This window comes from Noviherbaspirillum galbum (genome assembly GCF_010974945.1).
GTDB lineage: Bacteria > Pseudomonadota > Gammaproteobacteria > Burkholderiales > Burkholderiaceae_D > Noviherbaspirillum > Noviherbaspirillum galbum.
Map to the genome: position 1 here is coordinate 120,773 of NZ_JAAIVB010000012.1, position 22,692 is coordinate 143,464.

Annotated in this window: 25 protein-coding genes; 14 read left to right on the plus strand and 11 right to left on the minus strand. The window is 64.5% G+C overall.

Features of this window, described 5'->3' with window-relative positions; genetic code table 11:
- Window positions 1-35: 35 nt before the first annotated feature.
- Window positions 36-1,217 (minus strand): PilT/PilU family type 4a pilus ATPase, encoded by a 1,182-nt coding sequence (locus tag G3574_RS04590; RefSeq protein WP_163960836.1) that lies wholly within the window; start codon window positions 1,215-1,217, stop codon window positions 36-38.
- A gap of 400 nt (window positions 1,218-1,617) precedes the next feature.
- On the opposite strand from G3574_RS04590, the gene G3574_RS04595 reads away from it, so the two are divergent.
- The 4 genes from G3574_RS04595 (at window position 1,618) to G3574_RS04610 (ending at window position 3,199) form a co-directional block, all read left to right on the plus strand.
- The gene (locus G3574_RS04595; RefSeq protein ID WP_235953007.1) at window positions 1,618-2,100 is read left to right on the plus strand and encodes a DUF883 family protein; all 483 of its coding nucleotides are present in this window, start codon (window positions 1,618-1,620) and stop codon (window positions 2,098-2,100) included.
- A 116-nt stretch (window positions 2,101-2,216) separates the two neighbouring features.
- A complete protein-coding gene (locus tag G3574_RS04600; RefSeq protein ID WP_163960837.1) occupies window positions 2,217-2,585 on the plus strand; it encodes a phage holin family protein in 369 nt (122 codons plus the stop codon).
- Window positions 2,582-2,980 carry a hypothetical protein gene (locus G3574_RS04605; protein WP_163960838.1) on the plus strand — a complete coding sequence of 133 codons (399 nt, stop codon included), beginning with the start codon at window positions 2,582-2,584 and terminating at the stop codon, window positions 2,978-2,980. The genes G3574_RS04600 and G3574_RS04605 overlap by 4 nt, the downstream gene beginning before the upstream one ends.
- Before the next feature lie 81 nt (window positions 2,981-3,061).
- Complete coding sequence (locus G3574_RS04610) at window positions 3,062-3,199, plus strand: entericidin A/B family lipoprotein (protein ID WP_163960839.1); 138 nt, start codon at window positions 3,062-3,064, stop codon at window positions 3,197-3,199.
- A gap of 134 nt (window positions 3,200-3,333) precedes the next feature.
- Here the strand turns inward: G3574_RS04610 and G3574_RS04615 are convergent, their stop codons facing one another.
- Window positions 3,334-3,993 (minus strand): hypothetical protein, encoded by a 660-nt coding sequence (locus G3574_RS04615; RefSeq protein WP_163960840.1) that lies wholly within the window; start codon window positions 3,991-3,993, stop codon window positions 3,334-3,336.
- A gap of 241 nt (window positions 3,994-4,234) precedes the next feature.
- On the opposite strand from G3574_RS04615, the gene G3574_RS04620 reads away from it, so the two are divergent.
- Genes G3574_RS04620 through G3574_RS04635 form a run of 4 tightly spaced genes read left to right on the plus strand, consistent with a single transcriptional unit; the run spans window position 4,235 to window position 8,405 of the window.
- Window positions 4,235-4,954 (plus strand): C39 family peptidase, encoded by a 720-nt coding sequence (locus tag G3574_RS04620; RefSeq protein WP_235953009.1) that lies wholly within the window; start codon window positions 4,235-4,237, stop codon window positions 4,952-4,954.
- Window positions 4,951-6,417, plus strand: coding sequence for a RimK family protein (locus tag G3574_RS04625; protein ID WP_163960842.1), 1,467 nt, complete (start codon window positions 4,951-4,953; stop codon window positions 6,415-6,417). The genes G3574_RS04620 and G3574_RS04625 overlap by 4 nt, the downstream gene beginning before the upstream one ends.
- Window positions 6,414-7,670 (plus strand): carboxylate-amine ligase, encoded by a 1,257-nt coding sequence (locus tag G3574_RS04630; protein WP_163960843.1) that lies wholly within the window; start codon window positions 6,414-6,416, stop codon window positions 7,668-7,670. Before G3574_RS04625 ends, G3574_RS04630 begins: the two co-directional genes overlap by 4 nt.
- 9 nt (window positions 7,671-7,679) lie before the next feature.
- Entirely contained in the window at window positions 7,680-8,405 is a 726-nt protein-coding gene (locus tag G3574_RS04635) for an N-formylglutamate amidohydrolase (RefSeq protein ID WP_163960844.1), read from the plus strand.
- Between the two features lie 19 nt (window positions 8,406-8,424).
- Here G3574_RS04635 and G3574_RS04640 read toward each other — a convergent pair whose 3' ends face one another.
- From G3574_RS04640 to G3574_RS04665, 6 genes are all read right to left on the minus strand, one after another.
- A complete protein-coding gene (locus G3574_RS04640; protein WP_235953011.1) occupies window positions 8,425-9,144 on the minus strand; it encodes a dienelactone hydrolase family protein in 720 nt (239 codons plus the stop codon).
- An 89-nt stretch (window positions 9,145-9,233) separates the two neighbouring features.
- Window positions 9,234-9,455: a hypothetical protein gene (locus G3574_RS04645; RefSeq protein ID WP_163960845.1), complete on the minus strand. Its 222-nt coding sequence runs from the start codon at window positions 9,453-9,455 to the stop codon at window positions 9,234-9,236.
- Complete coding sequence (locus G3574_RS04650; RefSeq protein WP_163960846.1) at window positions 9,452-10,519, minus strand: UDP-glucuronic acid decarboxylase family protein; 1,068 nt, start codon at window positions 10,517-10,519, stop codon at window positions 9,452-9,454. The genes G3574_RS04645 and G3574_RS04650 overlap by 4 nt, the downstream gene beginning before the upstream one ends.
- A complete protein-coding gene (locus G3574_RS04655; RefSeq protein WP_235953013.1) occupies window positions 10,516-11,610 on the minus strand; it encodes a glycosyltransferase family 9 protein in 1,095 nt (364 codons plus the stop codon). Before G3574_RS04655 ends, G3574_RS04650 begins: the two co-directional genes overlap by 4 nt.
- Before the next feature lie 9 nt (window positions 11,611-11,619).
- Window positions 11,620-13,347: a carbamoyltransferase family protein gene (locus tag G3574_RS04660; protein ID WP_163960847.1), complete on the minus strand. Its 1,728-nt coding sequence runs from the start codon at window positions 13,345-13,347 to the stop codon at window positions 11,620-11,622.
- 231 nt (window positions 13,348-13,578) lie between these two features.
- Window positions 13,579-13,884, minus strand: a complete 306-nt coding sequence (locus tag G3574_RS04665; RefSeq protein ID WP_163960848.1) for a PQ-loop repeat-containing protein — start codon at window positions 13,882-13,884, stop codon at window positions 13,579-13,581.
- A 165-nt stretch (window positions 13,885-14,049) separates the two neighbouring features.
- On the opposite strand from G3574_RS04665, the gene G3574_RS04670 reads away from it, so the two are divergent.
- The 5 genes from G3574_RS04670 to G3574_RS04690 all read left to right on the plus strand — a co-directional run bounded on the left by G3574_RS04670 (window position 14,050) and on the right by G3574_RS04690 (window position 18,917).
- A complete protein-coding gene (locus G3574_RS04670; protein ID WP_163960849.1) occupies window positions 14,050-14,274 on the plus strand; it encodes a hypothetical protein in 225 nt (74 codons plus the stop codon).
- The gene (locus G3574_RS04675) at window positions 14,240-16,069 is read left to right on the plus strand and encodes an ABCB family ABC transporter ATP-binding protein/permease (RefSeq protein ID WP_163960850.1); all 1,830 of its coding nucleotides are present in this window, start codon (window positions 14,240-14,242) and stop codon (window positions 16,067-16,069) included. The genes G3574_RS04670 and G3574_RS04675 overlap by 35 nt, the downstream gene beginning before the upstream one ends.
- Before the next feature lie 95 nt (window positions 16,070-16,164).
- Complete coding sequence (locus G3574_RS04680) at window positions 16,165-17,322, plus strand: glycosyltransferase family 2 protein (RefSeq protein WP_163960851.1); 1,158 nt, start codon at window positions 16,165-16,167, stop codon at window positions 17,320-17,322.
- Between the two features lie 125 nt (window positions 17,323-17,447).
- Window positions 17,448-18,392 carry a glycosyltransferase gene (locus tag G3574_RS04685; RefSeq protein ID WP_163960852.1) on the plus strand — a complete coding sequence of 315 codons (945 nt, stop codon included), beginning with the start codon at window positions 17,448-17,450 and terminating at the stop codon, window positions 18,390-18,392.
- Window positions 18,393-18,419: 27 nt separating this feature from the next.
- Window positions 18,420-18,917 carry a hypothetical protein gene (locus tag G3574_RS04690; RefSeq protein WP_163960853.1) on the plus strand — a complete coding sequence of 166 codons (498 nt, stop codon included), beginning with the start codon at window positions 18,420-18,422 and terminating at the stop codon, window positions 18,915-18,917.
- 41 nt (window positions 18,918-18,958) lie between these two features.
- On the opposite strand, the gene G3574_RS04695 is transcribed toward G3574_RS04690, so the two are convergent.
- The 3 genes from G3574_RS04695 to G3574_RS04705 all read right to left on the minus strand — a co-directional run bounded on the left by G3574_RS04695 (window position 18,959) and on the right by G3574_RS04705 (window position 20,903).
- Window positions 18,959-19,258, minus strand: coding sequence for a PRC-barrel domain-containing protein (locus G3574_RS04695; protein WP_163960854.1), 300 nt, complete (start codon window positions 19,256-19,258; stop codon window positions 18,959-18,961).
- A gap of 36 nt (window positions 19,259-19,294) precedes the next feature.
- Window positions 19,295-20,125 (minus strand): hypothetical protein, encoded by an 831-nt coding sequence (locus G3574_RS04700; RefSeq protein WP_163960855.1) that lies wholly within the window; start codon window positions 20,123-20,125, stop codon window positions 19,295-19,297.
- Between the two features lie 283 nt (window positions 20,126-20,408).
- Window positions 20,409-20,903 (minus strand): outer membrane lipoprotein, encoded by a 495-nt coding sequence (locus G3574_RS04705; RefSeq protein ID WP_163960856.1) that lies wholly within the window; start codon window positions 20,901-20,903, stop codon window positions 20,409-20,411.
- Window positions 20,904-21,319: 416 nt separating this feature from the next.
- Here G3574_RS04705 and G3574_RS04710 point away from each other — a divergent pair, with 416 nt between their 5' ends.
- Complete coding sequence (locus G3574_RS04710; protein ID WP_163960857.1) at window positions 21,320-22,606, plus strand: glycosyltransferase family 4 protein; 1,287 nt, start codon at window positions 21,320-21,322, stop codon at window positions 22,604-22,606.
- Window positions 22,607-22,692: the final 86 nt, after the last annotated feature.

Here is a 22,692-nt window from a genome sequence, read left to right on the forward strand (position 1 = left end):
ATTCGTCGCGGGATGCGTCGGCGCCACACCTCTTGTCATTTCTTTTCGCCGGCTTCCTCTTCCGCTTCCTCTTCCGCGATGGCCAGGTTGAGGCCGCCATTGTCGGCGCCGGCCTGTCCGCGCTCGCCCCGCAGCTTGATCTGCAGCCGCAGTTCGTTGGCCGAATCCGCATTGCGGATGGCTTCGTCATAGCCGATGTGGCCGGCGTTGTAGAGATCGAACAGCGCCTGGTCGAAGGTGCGCATGCCCAGCTCGCGCGACTTGGCCATGTTCTCCTTGATGGTATGGAACTGGCCTTTCATGATCATCTCGGAAATGGTCGCGGTGTTGAGAAGGATCTCGATCGCCGCCTTGCGGCCCTTGCCGTCCTCGGTGCGCACCAGGCGCTGCGACACGATGGCCCGCAGGTTGGCCGACAGGTCGCCCAGCAATTGCGTGCGCCGCTCCTCGGGAAAAAAGTTGATGATGCGGTCGATGGTCTGGTTGGCATTGTTGGCATGCAGGGTGCCGAGGCAGAGGTGCCCGGTCTCGGCGAACGCGATCGCATGCTCCATGGTTTCGGTGTCCCGTATCTCGCCGATCAGGATTACGTCGGGCGCCTGGCGCAGGGTGTTCTTCAGGGCGTGGTGCCAGGAATGCGTGTCGACGCCGACTTCGCGGTGGGTGATCAGGCACGATTTGTTCTTGTGCACGTATTCCACCGGATCTTCCACCGTGATGATGTGGCCCGCCGAGTTGGCGTTGCGATAGTCGATCATCGCAGCGAGTGTGGTCGACTTTCCCGACCCCGTTCCGCCGACCACCAGCACCAGGCCGCGCTTGGTCATGATCACATCCTTGAGTACGGGCGGCAGGTCGAGCTTGTCGAAATTGGGGATTTCCGATGCGATGGTGCGGATCACCATCCCGACCTGCTGCTGCTGGACGAAGACGTTGACGCGGAAGCGGCACACGTTGGGCAGCGAGATGGCGAAGTTGCACTCGAACTCGGCATCGAATTCCGCGCGCTGCTTGTCGTTCATCAGGCTGTACGCAAGCTTGCGGGTGATGTCGCCCGTGAGCTTCTGCTGGCTCAGCGGCTTCATGGCGCCCTGCGACTTGATACTGGGCGGAAAATCCGCGGAGATGAACAGGTCCGAGCCGTTCATCTGGTGCATTGCCTTCAGCAGGGAATGCATGTAGTTGCGCGCCTCTTCCGGGCCGAAATTGCTGGACATGAACGACTCCTCCGATGGGCACGGCGGGGACCGTGGAAATGATTGAATTGCTGGCAGACAATTATCCTAGCCCCCCGTCCCGTCCGGCAAGTGCTTTGTTGCCATGCTTCATCCACAACCCGTTTTGCGGCACTGCATTGCAAGAATTACATCCATACAGGACAAAAATTGCGCATGCGTCGACCGCAACTTGGCGTTCGCGCAAGGGAATGGCCTTGTGCCGGCTGCAATATACCTTGTTGCCAACTTGGCATGCGGCTTGCTGATGTCATGGGCGAGTCACAACGTAGATCGGCGAGATGCGGGACATTGCCGCGCCTGATTGCGGGCAACCGCATGCAATCAGGCAATGCGTCATGCGTTGCTCGTTTTTCATCCTACTTCCTCCAAGGAGCGATTCATGGAAACAAACACCACACAGACTAATGGCAGTGACAAGTCCGCAGCAAACCAGGCCGCCGGCCAGGGCGGTACCCAAGGCAATGCGCAGAGCACCGTCCAGAACGCCGCCCAGAACCTGAAGGACAAGGCATCGACCTTCACCCAGGCAGCCAAGGGCATGTTCAACGAAGCGAAGGGCAATGCGCAGCAGAGCGCCGCCAGCATGCGCAGCGACCTGTCCAGCCTGAAGAACGAACTCGACGCCCTCGTCAACCGCGCACCCAGCCTGTCCGACGACGAACTGTCGCAGGCGCATGCGCAGATGATGGCGAAGTTCAGCTCGCTGCGCCACGCCGCCAAGGGCATCGCCGACGAGGCATCGCGCCAGATCAACCGCGGCATGGAATCGACCACCGAGTACGTGAAGGACAAGCCGATGCAGTCCGTCGCGGTCGCGGTCGGCACCGGCCTGCTGCTCGGCATGCTGTTCAAGCGCCGCTAAGCCCGGCCAAACCGCCGCAGCAAGCAATGCGGCCGGGGAGGCTTGCCTGCGGGACGCCGGCAAGCCGGCAGCGGCAGCCCCGGCCGCTTGCGTGAACCAAGCATGGGAGAAGACCGATGCTATCCGCCTTACAAAAGTCACGGCAACTCTATCTGATCACACTCGACCGCATCGGCGACTACATGGACCTGCTGCGTGTCGAGCTGAAAATCCGCGAACACCAGATGGCGCTGAAGCTCGCCGGATTCGCGGCGGCGGGCCTGTTCGGCCTGCTCGCCACGATCTTCCTCGGACTGGCGATCATCATCACTTTCTGGGATTCGGATTACAGGACGCTGGCCGCGTGGTTCGTGGTCCTGCTCTACGGCGGCATCGCCGCCGTCTGCCTGAACCTCTGCCTGAAGCATTTCCGTTCAGTGCCGCTGGCCACCACTTTGCGCACGGAGTTCAAGCGCGACATGACTGCGATCAAGGAAGCCCTATGAGCGATTCACTCGAAGAAGAACGGCAAAAGATCCTCGACCGGATGCAGGCGTCGCGCGAACAATACCGGCGCATGCTGCTCAACCAGCCGGAAGTGGTGGTCAACCGCCAGCATCCCGTCGGCCATCACGCGGCATACGCCCTGCCTCCCAAGGCCATGATGCCGCGCAACTCCGCCCTGCGCTGGATGGCGCAGCATCCGGTGGTCTGCGCGGCTGCCGTAGCGGCCCTCATTGCCGTGGGGCCGAAGCGGATCGCGCGCGCCGCCGCGCAGGGAAGCAACGCCGCGACAAATTTGACGCTGCGCAATCCTTCGAACATTGATGCTATTACCAGACTCATAACACTCGTAGCAGACATCGTGCAGCGCATGCCTTCACGTTATCCGCCTGCATGATCGACATGCCACGAAGAATCTGAACAGGGCATGTCGACATAGAAGTACTTCATCTCTCCGTTAAACTGAAAGGACAACATCATGAAAAAAATCGTCACTCTCATCGGCATGATCGCATTCGCCTTCGGTCTGACTGCCTGCAACACCATGAAGGGCATGGGCCAGGACATCGAGCGCGGCGGCGAGAAGGTGCAGGGCGCCGCGGATAAGAACAAGTAATTCCGGGACCGTCCCGCGCTGGATGGCCGCCGCCTCTCCGGGCGGGTCATCCAGGGCTGAATGATCACGAGGCCGGCGCATGCGCCGGCCTTTTGCTTGGGCGGGAAAGCATGCGGGCCGTGCCGGCCCGTTTCTCATTTCCCGCTCTGGCCGGGGTTGCTTCCGCCGCCGGTCGCGCGGTCGCGCACCGCCGGCGCGTCCGCAACCTGCTGCGGCCAGACCAGCGTCAGGCCGGCGAGGGTGGCCCCCTTGCCGCGCGCCGCGCGAACGCGCGCGCTGCGCTCGATGCGATGGCCCGCGGCTTCCGCCGTAATGCGGTAGGTGCCGCTCCTGGGCAATTCCACGAGCAGGATGGGTGCGTCGCATTTCACCTGCAGCACCGGCTTGCCATCCGGCCCCCGCACCGCCACGTCGACATTCGCCAGGTAGGAACCGTCCTGCGACGCGAACGTGAGCATCAGGTCATAGCCGCGCGCGGCCGACTTGACGTACGCCGTTTCTTCCTCGCCGACGCCGCCGCAGAGATAAGTCACGTCTCCCTGCATGGCAGGCTTGGGACGGTCTGCGGCCGGCGCCGGGGCCGCCTGGTCGATCCCCGCTTCCACGTTCAGTCCCGACGATCCCGACGACTGGCCGCTCGAGCCGTTATTGGCCGGCGGAATGGCGAGGTCTGTCTGGGCCTGCTGGTCGGGCATCGGATAGCCGGGGAAATGCGCTTGCGCGGCGGCATGTCCCGCGGTAAGGGCCGTACCGGCCGAGATCGCGACCGCAAGCATGCTGGCTTTCATCTTCATGGCGTTGTCCTCCTGTTTGCCGCTTGCGCCAATGCAGTATTTGTGCCCGGCGCCCTTCCCAGGCCCTGCAGGACTTTCATTGGGTCCATGCGCGAGGTGGAAACTTTTACATCATCGGCGGGTCATCCGGTTCCCGGCCCGGCGCCAGCGACGCAACGATGGCCCGCATGGCTGGCACCGAAAATGCTAAACGGATTTCATGCAAACGAAAGGCGGCGCTTTTTCCGTGACAAGACCCTTATTGCAATTACCCGTCAAGATCCTGCCGCAGCCGGACGAAACCACATGCGGCCCGACCTGCCTGCATGCCGTCTATCGCTACTGGGAAGATTCAGAAGCGCTGGACCAGGTCATTTCCCGCACCGGCCGCCTCGAACACGGCGGCACGTTCGCGGTCTTCCTGGCGTGCGATGCGCTGCGCCGGGGCTACCGGGCGAACATCTACACCTACAACCTCAACGTGTTCGACCCTACCTGGTTCAACCGCGCCGATGTCGACATCGACGACAGGCTGCGGCGCCAGCGCGAACTCAAGATGGATTACCGCCTGCAGCACGCAACGAACGGCTATCTGGAATTCCTGAAGCTCGGAGGCCGCCTGCGCCTGCTCGACCTGTCGCGCAACCTGATCCGCGGCATCCTGCGGCGGCGCCTGCCCATCATCACCGGGCTGTCGTCGACCTATCTTTACCGGGTGCCGCGCGAATACGGACCCAACGACGAACCGGACGACGTGCGCGGCATTCCCTCGGGGCATTTCGTGATCATCGGCGGCTATGACGAAGCGCGCCGCCAGGTGCTGGTCGTCGATCCCTACCAGCAGAACCCGTATGCCAGCAATCACGAATACTGGATCAGCGATGACCGCGTCGTCAATGCCATCCTGCTCGGCATCGTCACCCACGACGCCAACCTACTGATCATTCACCCCCCGCGCGAGCCGCGACAGGAAGTACCATGAACATCTTATTCGTCGTTAGTCAAAGCAGCGATTGGCCTATCGACATCCCCGGCGTCACGGTCGTGACCGCCCAAACCTATCTCATGGACCCGGAATACGGGGACTGCAACTCAACCAAAGTCTTCAACCTCTGCCGCACCTATCGCTACCAAAGCGAGGGCTATTACGTCTCGCTGCTCGCCGAGGCCCGCGGCCACCAGCCCGTGCCCGACGTCGAGGCGATGAAGGACCTGCACTCGAAGACCCTCACTCATGACGTCTCGGACAAGCTGCGCGATCTCATCGACTGCTCCTTCGTACGCGACACCGCCAACTTCGTCGACCTGAACATCTATTTCGGCCGCGACGCCGGCCAGAAACACCAGCCGATCAGCGAACAACTCTTCAAGCTCCTGCGCACGCCGGTGCTGCATGCGCGCTTCGAGAGGGCCAACGACGACTGGCGCCTGTGCGGGATCTACTCCGGCAGCGTGAAGGACATCCCCGCGCATCACCTCGAATCGACCCGCGCGGCGATCGTCGAGCATCTCCGGGAGCAAAAGATCCGCGGCAGCAGTCCCCCGAGCGACCGCCATGCGCTGGCCATCCTCTACGATCCGCAACGGCCGGAATCGCCGTCCAATCCGGAGGCGCTCGGCAAATTCGCCGAGGCGGCGCGCGCGGTCGGCATCCATGCGGAAGTGATCAGCCAGCGCGACCGCCGCCGGCTCGCCGACTTCGACGCGCTGTTCATCCGCGAAACCACCAGCGTCGATCACTACACCTACGACATCGCCCGCCAGGCGGTGGAGGCCGGACTCGTGGTGATCGACGATCCCGATTCCATTCTTCGCTGCACCAACAAGATCTACCTCAGCGAACTGCTTGCGCGCAACCACATCCCGATTCCCAAGACTTTGGTGGTCCACCGCGGCAACATCAACCAGATCGTTGCCACGCTTGGCCTGCCCTGCATCCTGAAGCAGCCCGACGGCGCGTTCTCGGTGGGCGTGGTCAAGGTCGAGTCGGAAGAGCAGTTGCTCGAGAAGGTGAATACCCTGCTGCGCGAATCGGAACTCGTGCTGGCGCAGGAATACCTGCCCACCGAGTTCGATTGGCGCATCGGCGTGCTCGACCACCGGCCGCTCTTCGTCTGCAAGTACTACATGGCGCCCGGGCACTGGCAGATCATCAAGCACGAGCATTCGCGCATGTCGGAAGGCCGGACCGAAGCGCTTTCGGTAGGCGAGGTGCCCGACGACGTAGTGTCGATCGCGGTGCAGGCCGCAAACCTGATCGGCGATGGCTTCTATGGCGTCGATCTCAAGCAGGTGGGAAACCAGTATTACGTCATCGAGATCAACGACAATCCTAACGTCGATGCCGGCAACGAAGACGCCATCCTCGGCGATGCCCTCTATCGAGAAGTGATGGGCGTGTTCCGCAAACGCATCGATGCAAGAAAGGGGAAACACGTTCCATGAGCGACGAGGATGAGCCCGTGCGCCTGCACGCCTTCAAGGGATATGGCATCGAGCTGGAATACATGATCGTCGACCGCGACAGCCTCGCGGTGCGGCCGATCGCCGACCGCCTGTTCGTCGACGACGCCGGCGCGCAGCGCAACGAGGTCGAACGCGGCCTGTTCGGCTGGTCGAACGAACTCGTGATGCATGTCATCGAGGTCAAGAACCAGCGTCCGATCACGTCGCTCGCCATGCTCCCCGATGCCTTCCATGACGAAGTGCAGCAGATCAACAAGCGGCTCGCCGCCCATCACGCGCGCCTCATGCCCACCGCGATGCATCCCTGGATGGACCCGCTGGCCGAGACCCGGCTATGGCCCCATGACAACGGCCCGATCTACCAGGCATACGACCGCATCTTCGACACCAAGGGGCATGGCTGGGCCAACCTGCAGAGCATGCACATCAACCTGCCCTTCGCCGGCGACGCGGAGTTCGCGCGCCTGCATGCCGCCATCAGGCTGATCCTGCCCATCCTGCCTGCGCTGGCGGCGAGCTCCCCGGTCGCGGATGGCGCGCTGACCGGCTGGGCCGACTACCGCATGCGTGTCTACTGGGACAATGCCAGCCAGTTTCCCTCCATTTCCGGCATGGTGGTTCCGGAAACGATCACCTCTCGGGAAGCGTACGAGCAACGCATCCTCGCTCCCATGTACCGCGACATCGCGTCCCAGGATCCCGACGGCGTGCTGCGTCACGAATGGCTGAATTCCCGCGGCGCCATCGCCCGCTTCGATCGCAACGCCATTGAGATCCGGGTAGTGGATACGCAGGAATGCCCGCGCGCCGACATCGCGGTGGCGGCCGCGGCCTGCGCGGCGGTGCGGACGCTCTACCGGGAAAGCACCGCCCCGCTCGTGGCGCAACAGGAAGTCACGACCGCCGCGCTGGCGGGAATGCTGGAAGCCTGCATCCGGGACGGCGAATCCGCCGTCATTTCGCACGCGCCCTACCTCGCGCTGCTCGGCTACCCCGGCGACGAGTGCAGTGCGCACCAGCTGTGGCGCCACCTGATCGACGCCATGCGGCGCGACGACTCCCTGCACATGGCGGTCTGGAGCGAGCCGCTCGAGACTTACCTCGAACAGGGCAGCCTCTCCACCCGCATCCGCCGCGCCGCCGGCGACAAGCCCGGCCGCACGAGGCTCAAGGCGGTGTACGAGGAACTCTGCGACTGCCTGGAGCAAAACCGCATGTTCACCGGCTTGTGACGCGCAAGAATGACCGGCGCAGTCAGTCTTTTCTTTACCTGCGAGCACGGCGGCAATCGCATCCCCGAAGCTTACCGAGCCAGTTTCGCCGGCAACGGCAAGCTCTTGCGCACGCATCGCGGCTACGACATCGGCGCGCTGCGCTACGCCCGCGAGCTCGCCGCGCATTTCGGCGCGCCGCTCATGGCAACGACCGTCAGCCGGCTGCTCGTGGACCTGAACCGCTCGCCCGGCCACCCTGGCCAGTTTTCCGAGTTCAGCAGGACGCTGCCCCATCCCCTGCGGATGGAAATCCTGGAACGGCATTACCAGCCTTTCCGCTCGGCCGCCGAGCTTCATGTGGGCCGGGAAGTCGCCGCGGGCCGGCGCGTGGTCCATGTGTCCTGCCACAGCTTCACGCCGGTCTTCGATGGCGAACTGCGAAACGCCGACGTCGGCTTCCTCTACGATCCGGGACGCGATGGCGAAAGCGCACTATGCAGCCACTGGCGCGCGGCGCTGCGCGCGCAGGCACCCGGCTTGCGCGCCCGCATGAACTATCCTTACCGCGGCACCGCCGACGGCTTCACCGTGCACCTGCGGCGGCGCTTCGCGCCGGCGGATTACGTCGGAATCGAACTCGAGGTCAACCAGGCGCAGGTGCGTCCGGGCGCGGAAGGCTGGCTCGCCTTGCGGCAGCTGCTCTGCAACAGCCTGGAGAGCGCCCTCGCGGCCTGGGACGGCCCTTCCGTTTAGGAATGGCGAGGGAATGCGCTCAATGAGGGAAAGCCGATTGCGGCGCGCCGGTGGCGTGCAGCTGGAACCACCCTCGCGCTAGCCGCGCCACCACTTCCTGGTTGCCCGGTTCCTCGAAGGCATGGGTCGCGCCCGGGATCACCTCGAGCTTTTTCCTGCAGCGAAGCTGGGAAAACGCGGTTCTGTGCAAGCCGAGCAGGCGCTGGTCGAGGCCGCCCACGATAAGCAGCGTCGGCACGTGCAAGCGCGTCAGCAGGGCGCGCTCCGCCAGGTCCAGCCGTCCGCCCCTGGACACGATCGCGGAGATGCCTGCGGGGCTTTCCGCCGCCAACCTCATCATTGCCACCGCGCAGTCGCCGCCGGCGAACAGCCCGATCGGCACGTCCCGGGTCTCGGGTTGTTCGCGTACCCAGTCGCACACCGCGCCGAGCCGCGCCGACATGTCGGCGATCCAGCCGCCGGTTTCGGGCGACGGCCGCACGCCGGCCGGCGCCAGCCGTTCGCCGTGCGAAGCCAGGTTGACCTTGAGCGTGGAAAGGCGGGCGTTGCGCAACACGCTCGCCACGTAATCGTTGGGCGCCTGCAGACGCTGCGTGCCGTCCACGCAGGGGAATATCACGACACCCAGCGAATCGGGAGATACCGAGAGCGTACCCTCGATGAATGCGGCGCGTTTTTCATGCGCCGCCTGCATGGCGCGTTCTATGCTGACCTGCTGCGCCTTGGCCGGTAACCTCATCGTCCATCTCCAAAAAACCTTGGAGCGATGACATGCAACGTCCATGCCAAGGAGTGCGGAGAAGAACCGGCCTGATTTCGTTGCCGTCCTTACATCGGCCCGGGACGCCAGGGTGGCGGGCGTTCGCTCATGTCCATGAGCGCATGGGTAAGTTCGCCGCCTTCCCCGGTCATCAGGCGGGAAGGACCGCGTTGCGGGCGCGGCGCTTCGCTTTCCACGCCGCATGCGGCGAGCGAGGATGCCAGCAGCACGATCACCGCGACCGTCTTGCGGCTCGGCTTGCATGCCTTGAACAGGCGGCTTGTCTTCACGGCATGCCCTTGTGCATGGAATGCACGCCATTCGCCCCGCCGCCGCCCACCTCGCGCGCGGCGGCCATGCCCGGCAAGGATTCGATGTAGGGCGCGGCCAGGTCTCCCGTTTCCGCCGCCCTCAGCTCCCGGAAATACGCGATGGTGCGCGACAGGCCTTCGTTGAGCTTGACCTCCGGCTCCCAGCCGAGCATGTCCCTGGCAAGCGAGATGTCGGGACGGCGGCGCGTCGGGTCGTCGCTCGGCAAGGGGCGGAACACGATATCGGAGCGGGAATGGCACAGGGAGACGATGCGCTCGGCCAGCTCCAGCATGGTGTGCTCCACCGGGTTGCCGAGGTTGACGGGGCCGCAGAAGCCGTCCGGGCTTTGCATGAGTGCATCGAAGCCGCGGATCAGGTCATCGACGAAGCAGAACGACCGGGTCTGGGATCCGTCGCCATAGATCGTGATCGGTTCGTTTGCCAGCGCTTGCATGATGAAGTTGGAAACCACGCGTCCGTCGTTAGGATGCATGCGCGGACCATAGGTGTTGAAGATCCGCGCAATCTTTACATTCAGCTTGTGCTGACGCCGGTAATCCATGAACAGCGTCTCAGCACACCGCTTGCCTTCATCGTAGCAAGAGCGGATCCCGATCGGATTGACATGTCCCCAATAATGCTCCGTTTGGGGATGCTCCTGCGGGTCGCCGTAGACTTCGCTGGTGGATGCCTGCAGTATCCTGGCCTTGACCCGTTTCGCGAGGCCGAGCATGTTGATGGCGCCGTGCACGCTGGTCTTGGTGGTTTGCACCGGGTCGTTCTGGTAGTGGATCGGCGATGCCGGGCACGCCAGGTTATAGATGTCGTCGACCTCAACGTAGAGTGGAAAGGTGACGTCATGCCGCATGGGCTCGAACCGGGGATGGCCGAGCAGGTGGGCGATGTTGCGCTTGGTGCCGGTGTAGAAGTTGTCGACGCAGAGCACGTCATGCCCTTGCCCGAGCAGGTATTCGCACAGGTGCGAACCGAGGAAGCCGGCGCCGCCGGTGACGAGGACGCGCTTGCTGTGTGTTTCTCTCATGAAAGAGCTCCGGTTGGATGTTGGGCAAGGATGCGCGCGGCGGCCGCGGCAACGGCGTCGGCGCTGACCGCCGTGGCGCAAAGATGACCGATGGGGCACTCGAGATGCATGCAGGGTCGGCATGCCACCGGCGCGCTCAGCACATGGTGGCGGTCGTGGTCGAGCGGCGCCCATCGCACGGAATCCGAGCCGCAGGAAACGATGACGCTGGGGGTGGCGACGGCGGCGGCCACGTGCGAAATGCCGGTATCGTTCGACACCACCAGCCTGGCGCTGGCAATGAGCGCCGCCAGCGCGCCGAGCTCGGTCTTGCCGGAAAGATCGAGCGAGGGCATGCGCATCGACCGCTGCACGGCGGCCACCACCGCCGCCTCGTCGGGCGAGCCGGTCAGGACCACGCGCAAGCCTTGCCCGGCCAAACGGTCGGCGACTTCGGCGAAGCGCTCGGGAATCCAGCGGCGCGAGGGCAGCCTGGCGCCGGGATGCACGCATACATAAGTGCCCGGCGCCGGGAGGTCGGCGTGGCTGCGCTGCAATGCGCGGAAATCGGCGTCGCCGAGCGGAAATTCGAGCTGCGTTCCCTGCGCCGGCATGCCGAGGAATTCCATCAGCCTGACGAAGCGCAAAACCTCGTGTTCCTCTTCCTGCCACGGCCGAAAACGATCGGCGTCAGGGCAGTACTGGCCCGGCACGTAGTGGCCGGCTTGGCGTTCGGCATTGAACAGGCTGAGCAAGGCATTGCTCAAGCCGCCGCTGCCGTGCAGCTGCAAGGCGAGATCGAAGCGCCGGCGCTGGACCTCCGACAGGAAATGCGGAAAGGCGCCGAGGTTCGCGGCTTGTTCCGGAAAGCCGGGATGGCCGGGAAACACGAGCAGCTCGTCCACGTAGGCTGAATACCGCTTGGCAAAGCTGGTCGCCCAGGGCATGCCGATCAGCGTGACGTGCGCCCGGGGCGCGGCGGCGCGCAGCGCTCTGAGCGCCGGCACCACGCACAGCATGTCGCCCAGCTGCAAGGCGCGGAAGATGGCGATCTTGCGCGGCGCCGGCAATGATCCGCCTGCGGGCGCCAGGGAGATCTGACCTTGCATCATCGGCGCCGCTCAGCCTTGCCAGTTTTTTTCGACGATGAACGAGCCGATGGCCAGCGCGTCGATCGGCGTGCTGGCGAACGACTCCACCGCGTCGCGCGGGTTGCACACCACCGGCTCGCCGCGCGTATTGAACGAGGTGTTGATAAGCACCGGCACCCCGGTGCGCGCCTCGAAGGCCTTGATCAGGTCGTAGTAAGGCGCGTTCTGCTCGCGGGTGATCGTCTGGATGCGGGCCGTGCCGTCGACGTGGCGGCAGGCCGGGATCTTGTCTTCCTTGTCCGGGCGGACGTCGTATACGAAAACCATGAAAGGCGAATAGCCGGCATCGACGAACCAGTCCGCGGCGGCTTCCTCGAGCACCACCGGCGCCACCGGTCGGAAATCCTCGCGGTCCTTGATCTGGTTGAGACGCTGCTGCATCGCCGGGTCGATCGGCGATGCCAGGATGGAACGCGCCCCGAGCGCGCGCGGGCCATATTCCATGCGCCCCTGGAACCAGCCGATGACCTTGTTCTGCAGCAGCAGGTCGGCCACGTCTTCCGACAGGTTGGCGGCGCGGCGGTAAGGCAGCTTGGCCTGCTGCAGGAATTCCTCGATCTCCTTGTCATCGAAAGCGGGGCCGAGGAAGGCATGATTCATGTGCCAGTGGCGCTGGGACATGCCGCGCTGCTGGCCATCGATCCACAGGGCCGCGCCCAGGGAGGTGCCCGAGTCGCCCGCCGCGGGTTGCACCCAGACATTCTTGAACGGCCCCCTGTCGCGCACGCAGGCATTCATGACGCAGTTCAGCGCCACGCCGCCCGCCATGGCGAGGTTGTCCGCGCCCGTCTGCGCGTGCAGCCACTCCACCATTTCCAGGGCGGTTTCCTCGAGCGCAACCTGTAGCGAGGATGCGATGTCCATGTGATGCCGCGTGAATTCCGAGCCGCGTTCACGCGCGGGTCCGAGCAGCTCGGCCCAGTTCACGTTCTTCACTTCATAATCGCCCTCGCCCTTGTAGCGCAGGATCTCCCTGAACAGGTTCAGGTGTTCGGGCTTGCCATAGGAAGCCAGCGCCATGACCTTGTATTCGTCCGACGAGTGCAGGAAACCGAGGTAGTCGGTGACGGATTCGTAGAGCAGCCCGAGCGAATGCGGCAGGTTAACCTGCTTGAGGCGCTTGTAGCGCCGGTCCTGGTAAAAGCCATAGCTGGTGGTGGCCTTCTCGCCCCGGCCATCCATGGTTAGCACCGCGCATTCTTCATAGGGCGCGGCAAGGAAGGCGCTCGCTTCGTGCGCGAGATGATGCTCGACGAAATGCCAGCGGAAGGGGCCGTCATGGCTCACGCCGCGGAAACGATTGCGTATATGGTGCGGCGCGCCGCTGGCCAGCTGGCGGGGAGCATTCACGATGTACGAGAGAAACAGCGGGTCCCATGGCGACATCCAGTCTTCGCTCTTGTGCGCAGAGGGCTCGAGCGGAATCTGTATGCTTTCCCGTCCTGTGCGTTCGCCGAGCAGCAGCCATGGGTCGTAGGAATAGGCGATGTGGGCCACGTCGGCCAGCATGATGCCGCCTTCCTTCAGGCAGTAATCGATGGCATGGAAAGGCAATTGCCATGTCGCGAACGGCACCGGCCGCTTGCCGTGCTTGATGCGCGTGAAGCGTTCCTCTTCAGCTGCGGCAATGACTTCGCCGTCGCGTACCAGGCAGGCCGAACAATCATGATAGGCAGCATTGATCCCCAGTGTGTACACGGATTCTCCTTGGTATGTTGAGGTAGCGGTGGACGGCGTTGCCCTTCCATGTGCAGGGCCGCGTCCCGCTTTGGCGAATCCCGTTCGCTAGCAAGTGATGTACCCGGGCCGCCGCGAAGCGGGATCAATTGGCTGGCGCCGGGACGCGGGCTGCATGCCGGCAGCGGCGCGACGACAAAGGGGTGACGAGTAAGAACTACATGCGGATGTAATTTGCCCCGGGCCGGCTTTTCATGCGGCAGCCTTGCTGTCTTGTGTCTCCCTGCCCTGCTCCCTGTCCTGCCTGCGCTTGTTGTGCATGTAGATGAACTGTCCGACCACCGCCGTCATGAACATGAAGAAATTCGTGAGCACGAACACCGTGTTTTCCACCAGGTAGCTGTAGACCGTGAAGCCGAGCGAAGCGGAGAGCTGTCCGATGAACAGCCACTTCGACACGCCTGCCACGCTTTTCGTGCGCCACTGCGTATATACCTGGCGGGAGATCGTTGCCGCCAGGATGGCAGCGCTGATCCAGCCGACGATTTCCGTCATCATTCATTTTCCTTTCTGATGCCATGCCCGTGCGGGCGTGGAATGGATACTGCTACGGAATGCAGGAAAGCAGCGCGGCAATCCAGCGAAGACATGTGGCGGGGACGCTGGTGCAGCGAGGTCAGGTCTTCCCGGCATGGTGTTCCGTGGCGTTGATCCAGTGCAGGCATGATGCTGGCGCGGCACGATGCCATCGCCCTTTCCTTTCGACGGATCAATGCGACGGAACTGGAAAGCAAGGTGCAAGTTCCATACCATTTCCACGGCACCATGCCGCCGCTCGCACCGGAATCCATGGATCTAGCTGCTGCACGTGGCAGTCTCACCTGCCGACCCTTCACCATTTCCAGAGAGACCGATGAGCCAACACGCCGCTACCGTTTCCATGAATGAGCCCGCCAGCAAGCCGGCCACCCGGGCCGGCCAGGTCCTGAGCGACCTGTGGCAGGTCATCGCCGGCTTCAAGGCACGCATCGCCCTGGCGCTCGCCTGCCTGATCGTCGCCAAGATCGCCGTGGTCTCGGTTCCACTTGTATTCAAGCGCATCGTCGACGAGCTTTCGCGGCCCGAGCATGTCATGGCATTGCCGGCCGCCTTGCTGGTCGGCTACGCCCTGCTGCGCTTCTCGAGCACGCTGTTCAACGAGTTGCGCGACCTGGTGTTTTCGCGCGTGACCCAGCACACCGTCGCCTCCTATGCCTTGCACACCTTTTCCCACCTGCATGCGCTGAGCGCGCGCTTCCATGCGCAGCGCCGCATCGGCGGCCTGCTGCCCGACATCGACCGCGGCACCAACGGCATCGCCTTCCTGCTCGGCGTCGGCCTGTTCACGCTGGTACCCACCGTGCTGGAGATCGCGATGGTGATCGGCATCATGACCAGCCGATACAGCCCCTGGTACACCGGCATCCTCGCCGTCACCTTCATCATCTATTGCGGCTTCACGGTCCTGTTCACCACGCGCCGCACGGTGTTCCAGCGGCGCGTCAACCGCCTCGACTCGAATGCCAAGAGCCTGCTTGCCGACAGCCTCATCAACTACGACACGGTGAAATACTTCACCAACGAACAGTTGGAAGCGAACCGCTTCAGCCACATCATGGAACACTGGGCGGAAGCGGCCGTGTCCAACCAGAAGGCCTTGTTTTCCTTGCACGTGGGACAGAGCGCGATCATCGCGATGGGCGTGGCCTCGGTCATGCTGCTTGCCGGGCAGGGCGTCATGACCAGCCAGATGTCGGTCGGCGACCTGGTGCTCATCAATGCCTACGTGATCCAGGTCTGCCTGCCGCTGAACGCGCTCGGTTTCGTCTACCGCGAGGCGAAGGATGCCCTGGTCAATGCGGAAAAGCTGTTCCAGCTGCTGCGGGAAAAGCCGGAAATCGAAGAATCGCCCAGCCTGCCCGCGCTGCGGGTGGCGGCCGGCGAAGTCGTTTTCGACAACGTCAGCTTCGGCTACGAGCCGGGACGCACGATCTTGCACGACGTCAGCTTCCGGATCGCGCCGGGCACGACGGTGGCGGTGGTGGGAGGCAGCGGCTCGGGCAAGTCGACGCTGGCCCGGCTGCTGCTGCGCTTCTACGACGTCGGCGGCGGCCGGATCAGCGTGGACGGGCAGGACATTCGCGGCGTCAGCACACGCAGCCTGCGCGAGGCGATCGGCGTGGTGCCACAGGAGACATTGCTCTTCAACGATACGATCGCCTACAACATCGGCTATGGCCGGGCCGGCGCCACCATGGAGGATATCGTTGCCGCAGCGAAGGCCGCGCACATCCATGAACTGATCGATTCCCTGCCGCAAAAATACGAAACGCCGGTGGGCGAGCGCGGCGTCAAGATGTCCGGCGGGGAAAAGCAGCGCATCGCGCTGGCGCGCGCCATCCTGAAGAACCCGCCGCTGCTCATCTTCGACGAGGCGACATCGGCGCTGGATTCGCATTCCGAACGCGCCATCCAGGCCGAACTCGACCAGCTCTCGCAGAACCGCACCGCGCTGGTCATCGCGCACCGGCTTTCCACGGTCGTGAACGCCAACGAGATCCTGGTGTTCGAGCGCGGCCGCATCATCGAGCGCGGCACCCACGCGGCCTTGCTCGAACGCGGCGGCCCCTACGCCAGTCTCTGGCAGATGCAGCTCAACGGCGAAGAAAATGCCGACCCGCCACGCGCGGCGCATCTCGCCTGACAGGCATCGCGGCGCGCGATGCATGGAACGGCTCTTGCATCGACCGCCGGACAATATCGAAAACCAGCAGCACTTCCATCTCAGCGGGATAATCCATGTCGAAAGTTCTTGCCTTCAACCGTGAGCAGCGACGCTATTCGCCGAGGAATGACGCAGACAGCCGTGATCCGGCGGAGAAACCCATCGCCCGGCCGGCGCGCAGTGAGCGCCACGAACGCCATGGCGCCAAGGTAACGCAACTTTTTCCGCGCGGCGACGGCAGCACGACCGCCGCCGTGCAAATCGTCGCTACCATCGTCGTGCCGACGAAGGGGCGTCCGCAGATGCTGAATCGCTGCATCGCCAGCCTGGTGCTGCAGCGATTCGATCCGCGCCGGTACGAGATCGTCATCGTCGACGACGGGCCGGACGAGGGTACGCAGGACGTCGTCACCGGCTGGGCGGAGCATACGGCGGGCAGCGGCCCGGCGATCACCTACCTGCCCTCTCCCGGGCCGCATGGGCCGGCGGCGGCCCGCAATTTCGGGTGGCGCGCCGCCAGGGGGGAGATCATTGCCTTCACCGACGACGACACGATCGCCCGCGCCGACTGGCTGCAGCATGGCGTGGATGCCTTCCACGACGGCGTGGACGCGGTCTGGGGCCGGATCGTCATGCCGCTGAACGGCACGCCGACCGACTACGAGCTTGACGCCAAGAACCTCGAGGCGGCGGAATTCGTGACCGCCAACTGCTTCGTCCGCAAGCGCACGATGGAAGCCACCGGCGGCTTCGACGAGCGCTTCCGCTTCGCATGGCGCGAGGATTCCGACCTGTACTTCAACCTGCTGGCGGGCAAGGCAAGGATCGTCCATGCGGCGGACGCGGTGATGACGCATCCCATCCGGCCGGCGCACTGGGGCGTCAGCCTGTCCCAGGTCAAGAAGGTGCAGTTCGATGCGCTGCTGTTCAAGAAACATCCGGCAATGTACCGGGAAAAGATACGCCGCCGCGCGCGATGGGACTTCTACGCCACGGTGGCGGCCCTGCTGCTGGCCATCGCCGGTGCGCTGTCGGAATCGGCGGAGATCGGCGTTCCCGCCGCGCTCGTGTGGCTCTTGCTCACCGGGCGCTTCTGCCTGGCGCGCCTGCGCCGCACCAGCAAGCGGCCGTCGCACGTGGCGGAAATGATCGTCACTTCGGCATTGATTCCGCCGCTGGCCGTGTTCTGGCGCGCCGTCGGCTCCTACAAGTTCAAGGTGGCCCTGCTCTGATCCGCTTGCGCCCGCCGCGGTGATTTGCCGCAAGGCCCGCTGCCGGCGGTCCGGATGAATCGGGACGGCCCGATCGTTCAGGGCCGCCGCGGCATCTACGCTTACCTTCCACGACATTGCGACCCATGCGCCGACTGAAGATACTTACCTGGCATACCCATGGCAGTTACCTGTATTACCTCACCCAGGCGCCGCACGACTTCTACGTGCTGTCGAAGCCTGACCGCCCGCCGGGATATGGCGGGAAGTGCGGCCACATTCCCTGGGGGGATAACGTCATCGACCTGCCGGTCTCGTCGGCCAAGGACGCGCAGTTCGACTGCATCCTGTTCCAGGACGACGATCAATACCTGAACGACCAGTTCCTCTACCTCAGCGAGGCGCAGCGCCGGCTGCCGAAGATCTATCTCGAGCATGACACGCCGCGCGAACATCCCACCGACATGCCGCATCCTGTCGATGACCCCGCTATGCTGCTGGTCCACGTGACGCATTTCAACGCGCTCATGTGGAACAACGGCCGCACGCCGGTCAGGGTGGTGGAGCATGGCGTGATGGTGCCGCGGGACGTGCGCTACGAGGGCGGCACCGCGCGCGGCCTGGTGGTGATCAACAACATCGCCACCCGGGGGCGCAGGCTGGGCTTCGATGTCTTCGAGCGCGCGCGCAAGGCCGTGCCGCTCGACCTGGTCGGCATGGGTGCGGCGGACGCCGGCGGCCTCGGCGAGATCGAGCATGCGCGCTTGCCGGCATTCATGGCGAAGTACCGCTTTTTCTACAATCCGATCCGCTACACGAGCCTCGGTCTGGCGGTGATCGAAGCGATGATGATCGGCATGCCTGTCGTCGGCCTCGCGACCACCGAGATGGCAACCGTGATCGACAACGGCGTTTCGGGATTCATCGACACCAGTGAAGCGACGCTGAACGAGCGCATGCTTTCCCTGGTGGAAGACCCCGCATTGGCGCGCCGGCTCGGCGAGGGCGCGCGGCGCGCGGCACGGGAACGATTCGGCATGGAGCGCTTCGCCGCCGACTGGGACGCAACCTTCCGGTTCGTCACGAACTGATCACATTGCACATACGAAGGGAAAACGATGGAAGCAAGGACGAGCACACTGGCCGGCCGGCATGCGGCGGAAAAGGCGGTCGGCATGGCGATGCCGCTGATCGAGGAAGCGATGAAGCACAAGGAGGTCGGCGAGAGCGGCTTTCTCTACATCGTCGTGATGGATCCGCTGCGCAAGCCGGGAACGTGCAGCTTCGAGGAAGCCATCCTGTACGAACATGCGGTGGGAGACCGCAGCAAGTGGGATGCGGACTATGCCGGATTCGCGCGGGCGAAGGCGCGCGTGGCGTGGCGCACCGGCCTCGACAGCCACGTGGTGCAGGAACTGTATCCTCACCTGCTCGCGCCGGGCGATACCGTGCTGTGGGGAACCGCGATCGTGGACGGCATCGTCGTCGGCGTCAGCGGAGCGAATGCCTGGTACGACGAAGCCTTCGCAGGAACCGTCGCCATGTGCATGCGCGCGATTGCCAGGGCGGGCGTCGTTGCCGCCCGCAAGGAGGGCTTGTTCCTGCCGAAGGAATGATCCTGACGCCTCGCGCACCGGTTGAATGACTGGCCGCAGGATCAGTGGCAGGTATAGAAAACCAGCTTGGCGTGGCCGGCGTCGAAATACAGCGCCGTCCACGGAATCACGATGTCGGCGCCGCGGCGCTTCCTGACCAGCACGTAGCGCAACTGGTAGCTGCGCGCGTCCACAAGCAATTCCACCACCTGCCCGATGCGTCCTCCTTCCGACGACACGACTTCACAGTCGAGCAGCAGCTCCGCCGCCATGCCGGAGTCGCGCGAGCTGACCTTCATGAAGCGCGCCGGCCCCTGGCGGCGATCCTTTCCTTTCGGCGTATTCCCCGCCGGTCGTTGCATGATGCTTTCCCTTCCGCCAGGCGCCTTGCCGGGCCATTAACGATGTAGATTGGTATTTCCCGCCCAGCTCACGCGCCGCGAGCCGGCCACGCCAAGCGCCCCGCCGCTGATGCCGATGGCCAGCGCCAGCGCGACCGCGCCGAAGATGATCCATGCGGTCGTTCCGGCCGCACGCATCGCCTGCTCCGTCGCTGCCCGGCCCTGGGGCGACGCGGCGCTCGTGGAACCCGACAGGATCAGCGCCTGGTCCACCAGCGAGGCCGCCTTGGCTGCATCCACGCCGGTCATGCTGGCCACGAGCTGGGTCGCCTGTTCCCGCTGCCCCGCCTGCAGGTAGTCCTGCAGCTGGCGCAAGGCATCCGGATCTATCCTCACGCCCTGGGTGCGCAGCAAGGCGGCGACCGGCGAATCGCCCGCCGCGGTATGGCGCGCAAGCTGCCCCATGTTGCCGAACACGCCGCTCACGAGGCTGCCGCCCACCGAGGTCGCCAGCGCCGCGAACAAGATCGTCGTTACCGCCCACGACACCGCGCCGTGCAGCACGCCATCCGCCTTGCGCTTGAGGCCGGACATGCGCGCGGCCACGTAGCCGCCGACGAATGCGGCCACCAGCATGCTGAAGCCGGCCCAGAGCAACGCGCCCACGCCCATGGGTTCGCCTTCTGCGAGGTCGGTGGTGGACAGGCCGGTGGCGATACCGAGCAGGCTCAGCGCGAGCTGCACGGATACCCCGACGGCGACGCCGGCAAGCACCGCCCCCCAGCGCACCGCCGGGAAGAGCGGCCTGCGCATGTAGCTGGATTCATCACCGGCAGGCACGGGTTCGCGGCGCGTATTGCGCCCTCCATAAGATTCGTTTGCTGCCATTCATCGACTCCCTTTGCCTATGCGGCTTTCGTTCGCTTGCCCGGATCGGCTTCCGCGTCCTGCGCGTGCCGTGGATCTTCCAGCGGCATGCGGGACAGGCGCGCGCAAGCATGGGCAAGCGCGCGACTGCCGCCTGCCCTGCCTGACCGGTGCGAACTGTTTCACCTTGAATTTCCGAAGCGCATGACTCCCCCTGCGTGGCGGAATCACCATGCAGGTTTGACAACGCGACGCGGCGAGGTTCACCGCGCCGCGTCGAAACTTGATGCATTTATTGCCGCGGTCAGCGGAAACGCTCGACGATCACGCCATTCGAAATGCGGACGCGCTCGCCGATCTGCAGGTTGGGCGCAGTCTCCTGCACCAGGGTCTGGACGGCGCCGTTGTCCATGCGCAGCGTCACGCGGTACATGTCGCCCGTTCCTGCGCCCGCGCCCTGCGAGTTGCGCTCGAGTTCGCGTCCGGCAAGCGCGCCGCCTGCCACACCGGCGACCGTTGCCGCCGTGCGTCCGGTGCCGCCGCCTACCTGGTTGCCGAGCACGCCGCCCACCACGGCACCGGCCACCGTGCCGAGGCCGATCCCCGCGGCCTGCTGGCGCGGCACCAGGTCGATCGCCTGCACGACGCCGAAGCCGGAAGCGCTGCTGGTCGTCGAGGCCGTGGTCGTCGTCACCGGGATGGTGCCGGCGTTGCTGGCAGTCTGGGTGCTTCCGCATGCCGCCAGGGCGGCAACGCTGGCCGCCGCGACGGCCAGCTTGAGTGAGCTATTCCACATCATTGTTCTCCTTTATCAACTGTCAGGTAACCAGCTTCCCGGACGATCGCATGACCGCGGGAAAGCCACCGTGATCGTTTTTTCATGCACTTAATGTGCCAACCGCTTAACACATTCGGGAAAATTGCCGCGGGCCACGGGAGACGCTGAATAGCACGGGCTTGTTTGCCCCAGGAGCAACGGGAAAAATTTGCAGGTAAGACTTGCAAGGCTTGCTTTGGTCGCTCACGTTTTTACACCGACAGGCAGTTCTTACCGCGCGTCCTTGCCCGTCCCGCCGCAGGCGACAAGATTCCATCCGGCGCACGCGTCGACGATCCAGACAACCCGTCGGGTACATGGTTTGCTTAGCAGCCCAACCCGCCTGACATACCAACAACATCGCAGACAAAATCGCGACAACATCAAACTTGCAAACCATGCGAAAAATTGCCCTCATCAGCGAACATGCTTCACCCCTCGCGCTCATCGGAAGCACCGACAGCGGCGGCCAGAACGTCTACGTTGCCCAGGTCGCGCGGCACCTCGCCCGCCAGGGCTTTCAGGTCGATGTGTTCACGCGGCGCGATTCCGCATCACAAGCCCAGGTCGTCGAATGGATGCCCCATGTCAGGGTAGTGAACGTGCCGGCGGGTCCGCCGCATTTCATTCCGAAGGAGGCCATGCTGCCGCACATGGAGCAGTTCGGCCGCTTCGTGATCCGCTTCGCGCGCCGCGAGAAGCTCGGCTATGACCTCGTGCACGCCAACTTCTTCATGTCCGGCATGGTGGCGCAACAGATCAAGGAGGCGCTCGGCATTCCCTTCGTCATGACCTTCCATGCGCTGGGCAAGGTAAGGCGGCTGTGCCAGAAGGATGCCGACGTGTTTCCCGACGTGCGCTTCGCCATCGAGGAAAACCTCATGCATGCCGCAGACCGCATCATTGCCGAATGTCCGCAGGACAAGCTCGACATGGAAAGCCTGTACGGCGCGCCGAGCGAACGCATCGACATCGTGCCCTGCGGCGTCGACCCGGACGAATTCAAGCCGGTGAACGGCGACACGCGCCAGCAGCTTGGACTCGACCGCGACGAGTTCGTGGTCCTCCAGCTTGGACGCATGGTGCCGCGCAAGGGCGTGGACAACGTCATCCGCGCGCTGGCCCTGCTGCGCCAGCAGTACCAGGTGCCGGCGCGCCTGCTGGTGGTCGGCGGCAACGCGGAGCGGCCCGATCCGGTTGCCACGCCGGAACTCGGCCGCCTGATGGGACTGGCTGAATCGCTGGGCGTGACGGATGCGGTCACCTTCACCGGCCAGCGCCAGCGCGAACAGCTGCGCTACTACTACAGCGCCGCCAACGTGTTCGTTACCACGCCGTGGTACGAGCCCTTCGGCATCACGCCGCTGGAAGCGATGGCATGCGGCACGCCCGTCGTCGGGACGGCCGTCGGCGGCATCAAGACCACGGTGGTCGACGGGGAGACCGGTTATCTCGTGCCGCCCAATGCGCCGGACGCGCTCGCGGAACGCCTGGCCTGGCTGCACCGGCATCCGCATCTCGCGCAGCGCATGGGCTGGTCGGGCATGCGCCGTGCCTACCAGCATTTCACCTGGAACACGGTCGCCTCCCGCCTGGCGGACGTCTATGAGCGCACCCTTGCGCCGGCGGAGGCTTTCCTGTTCGCGCCGCTCGCCGCCTCCGGCGAACTGAGCCTGCGCACCTGACGCACCTGATCCGAGGCGCGCATGCCTTGCGGGATGCGCGCCGTTTGCGAAAACGCTTTCCCGCCGCGCGCGCCGCCCGGCATACA

Bases quoted from the DNA above. Each gene is read 5' to 3' on its own strand.
- G3574_RS04590 (WP_163960836.1), bottom strand. From the start codon at position 1,217: ATGTCCAGCAATTTCGGCCCGGAAGAGGCGCGCAACTACATGCATTCC.
- G3574_RS04595 (WP_235953007.1), top strand. From the start codon at position 1,618: ATGGAAACAAACACCACACAGACTAATGGCAGTGACAAGTCCGCAGCA.
- G3574_RS04600 (WP_163960837.1), top strand. From the start codon at position 2,217: ATGCTATCCGCCTTACAAAAGTCACGGCAACTCTATCTGATCACACTC.
- G3574_RS04605 (WP_163960838.1), top strand. From the start codon at position 2,582: ATGAGCGATTCACTCGAAGAAGAACGGCAAAAGATCCTCGACCGGATG.
- G3574_RS04610 (WP_163960839.1), top strand. From the start codon at position 3,062: ATGAAAAAAATCGTCACTCTCATCGGCATGATCGCATTCGCCTTCGGT.
- G3574_RS04615 (WP_163960840.1), bottom strand. From the start codon at position 3,993: ATGAAGATGAAAGCCAGCATGCTTGCGGTCGCGATCTCGGCCGGTACG.
- G3574_RS04625 (WP_163960842.1), top strand. From the start codon at position 4,951: ATGAACATCTTATTCGTCGTTAGTCAAAGCAGCGATTGGCCTATCGAC.
- G3574_RS04630 (WP_163960843.1), top strand. From the start codon at position 6,414: ATGAGCGACGAGGATGAGCCCGTGCGCCTGCACGCCTTCAAGGGATAT.
- G3574_RS04635 (WP_163960844.1), top strand. From the start codon at position 7,680: ATGACCGGCGCAGTCAGTCTTTTCTTTACCTGCGAGCACGGCGGCAAT.
- G3574_RS04640 (WP_235953011.1), bottom strand. From the start codon at position 9,144: ATGAGGTTACCGGCCAAGGCGCAGCAGGTCAGCATAGAACGCGCCATG.
- G3574_RS04650 (WP_163960846.1), bottom strand. From the start codon at position 10,519: ATGAGAGAAACACACAGCAAGCGCGTCCTCGTCACCGGCGGCGCCGGC.
- G3574_RS04655 (WP_235953013.1), bottom strand. From the start codon at position 11,610: ATGATGCAAGGTCAGATCTCCCTGGCGCCCGCAGGCGGATCATTGCCG.
- G3574_RS04665 (WP_163960848.1), bottom strand. From the start codon at position 13,884: ATGATGACGGAAATCGTCGGCTGGATCAGCGCTGCCATCCTGGCGGCA.
- G3574_RS04670 (WP_163960849.1), top strand. From the start codon at position 14,050: ATGATGCTGGCGCGGCACGATGCCATCGCCCTTTCCTTTCGACGGATC.
- G3574_RS04675 (WP_163960850.1), top strand. From the start codon at position 14,240: ATGAGCCAACACGCCGCTACCGTTTCCATGAATGAGCCCGCCAGCAAG.
- G3574_RS04680 (WP_163960851.1), top strand. From the start codon at position 16,165: ATGTCGAAAGTTCTTGCCTTCAACCGTGAGCAGCGACGCTATTCGCCG.
- G3574_RS04685 (WP_163960852.1), top strand. From the start codon at position 17,448: ATGCGCCGACTGAAGATACTTACCTGGCATACCCATGGCAGTTACCTG.
- G3574_RS04690 (WP_163960853.1), top strand. From the start codon at position 18,420: ATGGAAGCAAGGACGAGCACACTGGCCGGCCGGCATGCGGCGGAAAAG.
- G3574_RS04695 (WP_163960854.1), bottom strand. From the start codon at position 19,258: ATGCAACGACCGGCGGGGAATACGCCGAAAGGAAAGGATCGCCGCCAG.
- G3574_RS04700 (WP_163960855.1), bottom strand. From the start codon at position 20,125: ATGGCAGCAAACGAATCTTATGGAGGGCGCAATACGCGCCGCGAACCC.
- G3574_RS04705 (WP_163960856.1), bottom strand. From the start codon at position 20,903: ATGATGTGGAATAGCTCACTCAAGCTGGCCGTCGCGGCGGCCAGCGTT.
- G3574_RS04710 (WP_163960857.1), top strand. From the start codon at position 21,320: ATGCGAAAAATTGCCCTCATCAGCGAACATGCTTCACCCCTCGCGCTC.